Source organism: Arsenophonus sp. ENCA (assembly GCF_002287155.1).
GTDB classification, from domain to species: Bacteria; Pseudomonadota; Gammaproteobacteria; order Enterobacterales; family Enterobacteriaceae; genus Arsenophonus; species Arsenophonus nilaparvatae.
Genome location: NZ_NHNG01000574.1, coordinates 1 through 930 on the forward strand (window position 1 = coordinate 1; position 930 = coordinate 930).

2 protein-coding genes are annotated in these 930 nt (G+C 32.6%); one reads left to right on the forward strand and one right to left on the reverse strand.

Annotation, left to right across the window (positions count from 1 at the left end; genetic code table 11):
- On the reverse strand, positions 1 to 187 hold a 187-nt coding region (locus CBG25_RS14930), incomplete at its 3' end, for a YeeE/YedE thiosulfate transporter family protein (protein WP_290607613.1).
- Positions 188 to 515: 328 nt separating this feature from the next.
- Here CBG25_RS14930 and CBG25_RS14935 point away from each other — a divergent pair.
- Positions 516 to 930 (forward strand): LysR family transcriptional regulator (locus tag CBG25_RS14935; protein ID WP_290607615.1); only part of this gene is annotated, 415 nt, incomplete at its 3' end.

Consider the following 930-nt stretch of genomic DNA (forward strand, 5'->3'; position numbering starts at 1 on the left):
GACTTTGCAAGCCAAACAGCCCGACACTCTGAATAGAAATAACGATTAAGATTGCAATTATCATTTGACTATCACGGAATAAATAAAAATCTCTTAATCCGCCAGCTAAACAAAAACGTCCACGTTGCATAACAAAACCAAGTAAGCTACCCAATACTAAGCCAGATATATGAGATAAACTTATCATTAATATCATTCCTTAAATTAAAATAACATTTTATAAAATCGAACTTATTAAATTGTTGATAAAAAGCACAGTTTTAAATATAGTCTAATTGTTGGGGATCACTTTTTTATTAGCTAAAATAAATTTGTTAAATCAATGGATTAGTTTTTTATTTCGGTTTAAAAATATTTAACGCTGTTTACCACCATGTTTCATCCATATTAAAAATAATAAAATCCTATCCTGTTTTAGCATCATTAAATTTACTAAATTTTATATTATTTCTAACATTGAATGTTTCTGTCTATTATTTATAAAGATAATTTTATGTCTGAATGGCAATAATCAAATGAAAAGTGTACTAAATAGCCTTCCGGTATTTGTTGCTGCTGCTGAAGCTGACAGCTTCTCTCAAACAGCGGAAAAATTACATCTAACGCGCTCATCAGTAGCAAAAAAAATTGCGCAATTAGAAGCAAGACTGGGTGTAACCCTGTTTCATAGAACAACCCGCACGCAAAGTTTAACAGAGGAAGGAATGCTGTATTATGAATATTGCCGACGTGCACTCGATGAGATAGAAAAAATAGAAGACATTCTTGACAGCGGTAAGCATGAAGCTTGTGGAACATTTAGGCTTTCGATGCCGGTATTATTTGGTTATTTATGTATAGCCCCCCTACTCATTGCTTTAATAAAACAGTACCCCAAGCTAGAGCTAGAAATGTCATTCAACGATCGTATCATCGATCTTATCGAACACG